Source organism: Bifidobacterium sp. LH_419 (assembly GCF_056356955.1).
Map to the genome: position 1 here is coordinate 553,345 of NZ_JBKEVG010000001.1, position 7,843 is coordinate 561,187.

5 protein-coding genes are annotated in these 7,843 nt (G+C 63.6%); all 5 read right to left on the reverse strand.

The genetic code is table 11. The features are described from left to right. Nucleotides 1-182 precede the first annotated feature (182 nt). The 5 genes from AC1AYX_RS02565 to rpsL all read right to left on the reverse strand — a co-directional run bounded on the left by AC1AYX_RS02565 (nucleotide 183) and on the right by rpsL (nucleotide 7,309). A complete protein-coding gene (locus AC1AYX_RS02565) occupies nucleotides 183-2,696 on the reverse strand; it encodes an esterase-like activity of phytase family protein (protein ID WP_476502010.1) in 2,514 nt (837 codons plus the stop codon). Between the two features lie 272 nt (nucleotides 2,697-2,968). After that, nucleotides 2,969-4,168, reverse strand: a complete 1,200-nt coding sequence (gene tuf, locus AC1AYX_RS02570; protein ID WP_034526986.1) for an elongation factor Tu — start codon at nucleotides 4,166-4,168, stop codon at nucleotides 2,969-2,971. Between the two features lie 139 nt (nucleotides 4,169-4,307). Further along, complete coding sequence (fusA, locus tag AC1AYX_RS02575; protein ID WP_476502011.1) at nucleotides 4,308-6,431, reverse strand: elongation factor G; 2,124 nt, start codon at nucleotides 6,429-6,431, stop codon at nucleotides 4,308-4,310. A gap of 30 nt (nucleotides 6,432-6,461) precedes the next feature. After that, nucleotides 6,462-6,932, reverse strand: coding sequence for a 30S ribosomal protein S7 (gene rpsG, locus AC1AYX_RS02580; protein ID WP_034526982.1), 471 nt, complete (start codon nucleotides 6,930-6,932; stop codon nucleotides 6,462-6,464). A gap of 5 nt (nucleotides 6,933-6,937) precedes the next feature. Further along, nucleotides 6,938-7,309 (reverse strand): 30S ribosomal protein S12, encoded by a 372-nt coding sequence (gene rpsL / locus AC1AYX_RS02585; RefSeq protein WP_003825774.1) that lies wholly within the window; start codon nucleotides 7,307-7,309, stop codon nucleotides 6,938-6,940. Nucleotides 7,310-7,843 lie beyond the last annotated feature (534 nt).

The window sequence follows — 7,843 nt, forward strand, 5'->3', positions numbered from 1 at the left end:
TGTCGAGGGCTTACCCAAAATTTGCCTTCGCTATTATGCCACCACCCCCCTACCGCGCCACACCGGCCGTCCGGCGAACGGGCCGGCGCCGTCACGCGTCTTCGTGATGCATGCGATGCATGTGGGACATACGACGGGCCGTCCGTGTCCCGGGGAGACACGGACGGCCCGCATGGATTATCTCACAGGCGACGACGGCGCGCAGCGAGATAGCCGCCGGCCACCGACAGCAGCAGCGCGGCTGCGGTGATTGCCGTCACGTCGGCGCCGGTGCGGGACAGCTTGCCGGCACCCGTGGCGCCGTGCCGGCCACCGTTCGGCTTGGCGCCTGTCTGCTGGCCGGCGTTCTGATCACCGGCGGTCTGGCCACCAGCGGTCTGGCCGCCGTTCTGGCCACCAGCCGTGGGATCGGGCACGAACACGGACCGGTCGATCTGCAACCGGACGATGCGCGTCGTCTCCGTGGTGTCGAAGTTGTTGTCGGTCATGACGCTCAGGTCGAGCTTGCCGCCATCGTTCGAATCGGTGATGATCAGATCCTCGAAATTGTCGAGCAACGGGTTGGTGTCCGAATACGCCGCGTTCGGCTTGAACCGGGCGCCGAGGGTCAGCTTGCCGCCCAGATCGGCGAGTTCGGTGAAGCTCAGGAACGACGAGTCGCCGCTCGCGGACAACGAGGCGACGCCGCTGACGTCCGGAGCCGCCGCGATGCCGTGCGCATACGCGATCCTGATGCCGTATCCGTGGGTCTGGTCCCACGAGCGTTCCAGCACGAGGAACCCGTCCTCGCCGATGGCGGCGAATTCGGTGATGCCCATGTCGGCGTTCGCGGCCTTGAACGCGACCTGCTTGACCAGTTTCCACTGGCCTTCGGAACCCTTCACATCGTCCCGGTACACCAGGACTCGGCGGGCGGCGGTGTCGATGTCCTTGCCGGTCGGGGAGTCGTTCTTCAGCGCGTATTCGTTGCCGACGAGGATCTGGTGGCCGGACGGGGACACGGTCAGCGCCTCGAGGCTCTTGTTGTGCAAGGCCTGTCCGTTGCCGTTGATGTCGAACAGTTCCGGCACGGGCAGTTCGCCCTTCTGCCGTCCGTCGGTGCCGAAGATGCGGATCTTCGGCTCCTCGTGCTCACCCGCGGCGGCGTTCGGATGGCCTTCGGAGGTGAGCACGAAATCACCGTTCGGCAACACGCCGAGGCCTTCGTCGTCGGTGGTTTCGCCGTTGTATGGGGTGCCGTCCGCATCGGTCAGGACGATGCTCCCGGTCGGGGCGGTGTTGCCGAAGTCGTTGCCGAGCAACCACAGACGAGCCACGTCGGTGCCGTGGTTGTCCATCGTGGAGACGTACTGTCCGAGCTTGGCGTTGTATGCGGTGGAGGACAGTCCTCCGAACGGGATCGGTTCGCTGGTGCCGGTGCCGTCGCTGTACCCGTTGACCGACCAGTAGTCGAGGTGGTCGTCACGGCCGAGTGCGGTGACGTACTTGGAAAGCGTGCCGCTCGCCGAGTCGTCGAAGCCGGCGGCCGCCTTCTGGAACGGTTCCGCTTCGACATCGAGGATGCGCGTGGTCTGGCTGGCGCTGTAGTTGTCGTCGCTGATGATGGAGATGTCGGCCTTGTAGCTGCCGTCGCCGCGGTACCATGCGGCGTCGGGCGTGGCGAGCTGGTCACGGTTCGTGATGACGAGCCCTTCGTAGTTGTCCATCAGCGGGTTGGTCTGCGGCGATCCCGGCTTCTTGGACGCGCCGAGGTCGGAGAGCTTGTCGAGTTCGCCGATCTGACGCGACTTCACGAATTTCGAGGCGTTGGCGGGATCGTTGAGGTTGGCGACGTCGGAGACGTCGGGCGCGGCGTCGAGTCCGGAGACGTAGGACAGCGCGACCTTGTTGCCGGTCTGGCTGTTCCAGGTGCGCTGCAGCACGTATAGGGAGTCCTCGGAATCGAGCGCGACGTCGGTCACGTCCAATCCGGCGACGGCCTGGAATCCGACCTGCTTGACCAGCGTCCACGTTCCGGCCTTGCCCGCGACGTCGTCGCGGTAGACGAGGAAGCGCCGTGCGTTGGTCTTGTCCTGATACACGTCGTTCTTGAGCGTGCCCTCCATGGCGGCCACGAGCTCGTGGCCGGTCGGCGACAGGCTCAGACCTTCGAGCGTGAGGTTATGGGACGCCTGCCCTTCGGCGGTGTTGATGTCGAAGAGTCCGGGAACGGGCAGCTCTCCCTTCTGCCTTCCGGTGGCATCGAAGATGCGAATCGTGGGATGTTCGGGCTGCGTCTTTCCCGCCGGGGGAATGCCCTCCGACGTGATGGCGAAGTCCCCGTTGGGCAGCACGGCGATGCCTTCGTTGTCGGTCGTGTTGCCGTTGTAGGGGGTGCCGTTCGCGTCGGTGAGGGTCACCGGGTCGCGGGTGATGGCCGGGTTGCGCAGGTCCTTGCCGAGGAACCAGACGTGGGAGACGTCGCTTCCGTGGTTGTCGGACTGCGCGACATACGAATCGGCCTGCGCATCCCAGGCGATGCCGGAGAGTCCTCCGACGCGTATGCCCTTGTAGTCGACCTTGTCCAGCGCGTCGCTGTAGGCGACCGGCGTGACCTGATCCGGCGTGACGGTGTCATCGGCATACGCCGCGGGAGCCGTCGCGCACCCCAGCGCCATGCATGCGGCCGCTGCGATCGCCGCTATCGTTCTGTTCATCATTCCCCTTCCGTAACCAGTATCGCTGATTGCGCTATCATGCTGGCCCCGCAAAGTTGCGAGGGAGGGAAGAATCGCACGGCATCTGATGAACCGTGCATGAAGAACATGTCGGTCGCGACGTGATCGGGTACGCCGTCGTACCCGTACGTATCCGTTTACAGGAAAGAAATGGAAAGGAATATACGAATGGGGCTCCGAAATCCGTAAGGATTCCGGAGCCCCATTTCAGTACGCTAGTTCAAGCGTGTCGAAGATCTCTCTGATGGGAATCAGGCGAGGATCTTGGTGACACGGCCCGAGCCGACGGTGTGGCCACCCTCACGCACGGCGAAGGTCAGGCCCTCCTCCATAGCGATCGGCTGGATCAGCTCGACGGTGAAGGTCGCGTGATCGCCCGGCTGGACCATCTCGACGCCTTCCGGCAGCTCGATGACGCCGGTGACGTCGGTGGTGCGGAAGTAGAACTGCGGACGGTAGTTGGAGAAGAACGGCGAGTGACGGCCACCCTCATCCTTAGTCAGGACGTAGACCTCACCCTCGAACTTGGTGTGCGGGGTGACGGAGCCCGGAGCAGCCACGACTTGGCCACGCTCGACGTCCGTACGGCCGAGGCCACGGAGGAGCAGACCGGTGTTGTCGCCAGCCTCGCAGGAGTCCATCGTCTTGTGGAAGGTCTCGATGGAGGTGACGGTGGTGTTCTGGGTCGGGCGGATGCCGACGATCTCGACCGGGGTGTTGACGGCCAGCTGGCCACGCTCAACACGGCCGGTGACGACGGTACCACGGCCGGAGATGGTGAAGACGTCCTCGATCGGCATCAGGAACGGCTTGTCGAGGTCGTGGACCGGGGTCGGGATGTACTCGTCGACGGCGTCCATGAGCTTCTTGATCTGCTCGACCCACTTCTCGTGGTCCGGAGCGTCGTCGTGCAGCGCGCCGTAGGCGGAGACGTGGATGACCGGGCAGTCACGATCGAAGCCGTTCTCGTCGAGGAGGTCACGGACCTCTTCCTCGACGAGCTCGATGAGCTCCTCATCGTCGACCATGTCGCACTTGTTCAGGGCGACCAGGATCTTCGGGACGCCGACCTGACGGGCGAGCAGGACGTGCTCGCGGGTCTGGGCCATCGGGCCGTCGGTGGCGGCCACAACGAGGATGGCGCCATCCATCTGGGCGGCACCGGTGATCATGTTCTTCACGAAGTCGGCGTGGCCCGGGCAGTCCACGTGAGCGTAGTGACGCTTCGCGGTCTGGTACTCGATGTGGGCGATGTTGATGGTGATACCGCGGGCGGCCTCTTCCGGAGCGGAATCGATCTGGTTGAAGTCGTACTCCGGGTTGACATCCGGGTACTCCTCGTGCAGAACCTTGGAGATGGCCGCGGTCAGGGTCGTCTTGCCGTGATCGACGTGGCCGATGGTGCCGATGTTAACGTGCGGCTTAGTACGCTCGTACTTTTCCTTTGCCATTACTTTGTCCTCCTGGACGTTTCGTAGGTTTACTGGGTTTCTGGGTTTCGTGCCACATTGAAGGAGCCAGAACCCAGTCAGCGGTACACGATATTACCGCTGACTGGAGACGTGGCGCAAATCAACGTAGCTACGCGTGTCACTCGCCGCGCTGGGCCTTGATGATCTCGTCGGAGACGCTCTTCGGCACCTCGGCGTAGGAGTCCATCTGCATGGTGAACATGGCGCGGCCCTGGGTCTTCGAGCGGAGGTCGCCGATGTAGCCGAACATCTCGGACAGCGGGACCTTGGCGTCGATGACCTTGACGCCGGTGGCGTCGGTCATGGACTGGATGTTGCCACGGCGCTGGTTGAGATCGCCGATGACTTCGCCCATGTAGTCCTCCGGGGTACGGACCTCCACGGCCATGATCGGCTCGAGGATGACCGGCTTCGCCTTCGGGGCGGCTTCCTTGAAGCACATGGAGCCCGCGAGCTTGAAGGCCATTTCGGAGGAATCGACCGGGTGCATCTGGCCGTCGGTGACGGTGGCCTTGACGCCCACGACCGGGAAGCCGGCGAGAATACCGGATTCCATGGCCTCCTTGACGCCGGCCTCGATGGACGGGATGAACTCCTGGGAGATGTGGCCGCCGGTGACGGCGTTCTCGAACTCGAAGGTCTTGCCCTCGGTGGTCTCAAGCGGCTCGAAGTTCATCAGGACCTTCGCGAACTGGCCGGAACCACCGGTCTGCTTCTTGTGCGTGTAGCCCTGGTCCATGACCGCCTTGCGGATGGTCTCGCGGTAGGCGACCTGCGGCTTGCCCTGGGTGCACTCGACCTTGAACTCGCGACGCATACGGTCGACGATGATGTCGAGCTGGAGCTCGCCCATGCCGGCGATCAGGGTCTGGCCGGACTCCTCGTCCGTGGTGACCTGGAACGTCGGATCCTCTTCGGCCAGCTTGGCGAGGGCGATGCCCATCTTCTCCTGGTCGGCCTTGGTCTTCGGCTCGACGGCGACCTGGATCACCGGATCCGGGAAGGTCATCGAGTTGAGGGAGATCGGAGCGTCCATGGCGCACAGGGTGTCGCCGGTGGTGACGTTCTTCAGGCCCACGAAGGTGTAGATGTTGCCGGCGTCGGCCACGTCGACCGGGTTCTCCTTGTCGGCGTGCATCTGGAAGATCTTGCCGACGCGCTCCTTCTTGCCGCGCGTGGAGTCGAGCACGTTGTCGCCCGGCTTGACGGAGCCGGAGTAGACGCGCACGAACACGAGCTTGCCGTAGAACGGGTGGGTGGAGATCTTGAAGACGAGGGCCGCGAACGGATCGGACTTGGTCGGCTTGCGGTCGATCTCGACGGACTCGTCGCCGGGCTCGAAGCCCTTGATGGCCGGCACGTCCTCCGGGGACGGCAGGAAGTCGACGACGCCGTCCAGCATCGGCTGAACGCCCTTGTCCTTGAAGGCGGAACCGCAGAAGACCGGGAAGGCCTTCTTCTCGATGGTGAGCTGGCGGACGCCCGCGCGGATGTCCTCCTTGGACAGCTCGCCGTCCTCGAAGAACTTGTTCATCAGGTCGTCGTTCGCCTCGGCGGCGGCCTCGACGAGCTGCTCGTGGTACTCGGCGGCCTTGTCCTTCAGGTCGTCCGGAATCTCGGTGGTGTCGTACTTGGCGCCGAGGCTGTCGGTGCCGTTCCACACGTAGGCCACCATCTCGACCAGGTCGACGACGCCGGTGAAGTCGTTCTCGGCGCCGATCGGCAGCTGCATGACGATCGGGGTCGCGCCCAGCTTCTCCTTGATGGTGTCGACGGAGTAGTAGAAGTTCGCGCCGAGCTTATCCATCTTGTTGATGAAGCAGATGCGCGGCACGCCGTACTTGTCGGCCTGACGCCACACGGTCTCGGACTGCGGCTCCACACCCTCCTTGCCGTCGAAGACGGCGACGGCGCCATCGAGCACGCGCAGGGAGCGCTCCACCTCGGCCGTGAAGTCCACGTGGCCCGGGGTGTCGATGATGTTGATCTGGAACTTTTCCTTGGTGTCGTGGGACTGACGGCTCCAGAAGCAGGTGGTGGCGGCCGACTGAATCGTGATGCCGCGCTCCTGCTCCTGCGCCATGAAGTCCATCGTCGAGGCGCCATCGTGGGTCTCACCGATCTTGTAGTTCTTACCGGTGTAGTACAGGATGCGCTCGGTGGTGGTGGTCTTACCGGCATCGATGTGGGCCATGATGCCGATGTTGCGGACGAAATGAAGGTCCGAAAGCTCTGCAGCCATCTTTATCCTTAGTCTTCCTCAGGCGAGTGATTACCAGCGGTAGTGGGCGAAGGCCTTGTTGGCCTCTGCCATCTTATGAGTATCCTCGCGACGCTTGACAGAAGCGCCGAGGCCGTTGGAGGCGTCCAGGATCTCGTTGGCGAGACGCTCGGCCATGGTCTTCTCGCGACGGGCGCGGGAGAAGTCGGTCAGCCAGCGCAGGCACAGCGTGTTGGCGCGGTTCGGCTTGACCTCGACCGGCACCTGGTAGGTGGCGCCGCCGACTCGGCGGGAACGCACCTCGAGGGACGGGCGGATGTTGTCCAGCGCGCGCTTGAGGACGGCGACCGGCTCCTGGTCGGTCTTCTCCTTGACCATGTCGAGCGCGGAGTAGACGATGTCCTCGGCGATGGACTTCTTGCCGTCCAGGAGGATCTTGTTGATCAGCTGCGCGACGACGGTCGAACCGTAGATCGGATCGGGCAGCACGACGTGCTTCTTAGCGGGTCCTTTACGTGACATATCTCTTACTTCGCCTTCTTTGCTCCGTACAGGGAACGACCCTGCTTGCGGTCCTTGACACCCTGGGTATCGAGCGCGCCACGCACGATGTGGTAACGCACACCCGGCAGATCCTTCACACGGCCGCCGCGCACGAGCACGATGGAGTGCTCCTGCAGGTTGTGGCCCTCGCCCGGGATGTAGGCGGTGACTTCGATGCCGGAGGACAGACGGACACGGGCGACCTTACGAAGCGCCGAGTTCGGCTTCTTCGGGGTGGTGGTGTAGACACGGGTGCACACGCCGCGACGCAGCGGGCTGCCCTTGAGCGCCAAAGTCTTCGACTTCTTCGGCTTCGGCGAACGTCCCTTGCGGACGAGCTGTTCGATAGTAGGCAACTTGAATTCTCCGATTCAGTGTTTTTCTTGGTTCCGTGAGGCCCGCAGCACCGTGAGCCACACTCCCCCGAGCATCCGGAACCCCGTTCCGAATCGGAAAGTCAGCCACTGTCCACCGGCCCGATGGCCCGTTCCTCTCTCGCCGCCGCATTGCTGCGCGCGATCCATGCGATTCACGGGATATCCCAGCGCCGTACTCCTGTCACATAAGGCGTACCGCTGGCACACACGAATATCCATATTACGAACCGCCCGGACAACGACACGCCAGACTCTCACCCACGCCCCTCCTCACCCACGCCCTCCTCAACCCCAGCCCCAACCTCGCTTCCACCCCGCCACACTCCAATTCCAACCCCACCACCCCATGGTGCGGCAACACAATTTCTCCACATCGGCGAGAATCCGCCGTTTTCGCCTACGGGCTATAGGAACCAAACGTGGTGTTTATGACCGGGGTTTGGCCTTGTGACAGTAGGCGTGTCGGGTTGGTTTTAACACGATGTCGCGTTAAAGACCGCCGGTTCGGCCGGC

Excerpts from the sequence above, each read along its gene's own strand:
- AC1AYX_RS02565 (WP_476502010.1), bottom strand. The coding sequence starts at position 2,696 with ATGAACAGAACGATAGCGGCGATCGCAGCGGCCGCATGCATGGCGCTG.
- tuf (WP_034526986.1), bottom strand. The coding sequence starts at position 4,168 with ATGGCAAAGGAAAAGTACGAGCGTACTAAGCCGCACGTTAACATCGGC.
- fusA (WP_476502011.1), bottom strand. The coding sequence starts at position 6,431 with ATGGCTGCAGAGCTTTCGGACCTTCATTTCGTCCGCAACATCGGCATC.
- rpsG (WP_034526982.1), bottom strand. The coding sequence starts at position 6,932 with ATGTCACGTAAAGGACCCGCTAAGAAGCACGTCGTGCTGCCCGATCCG.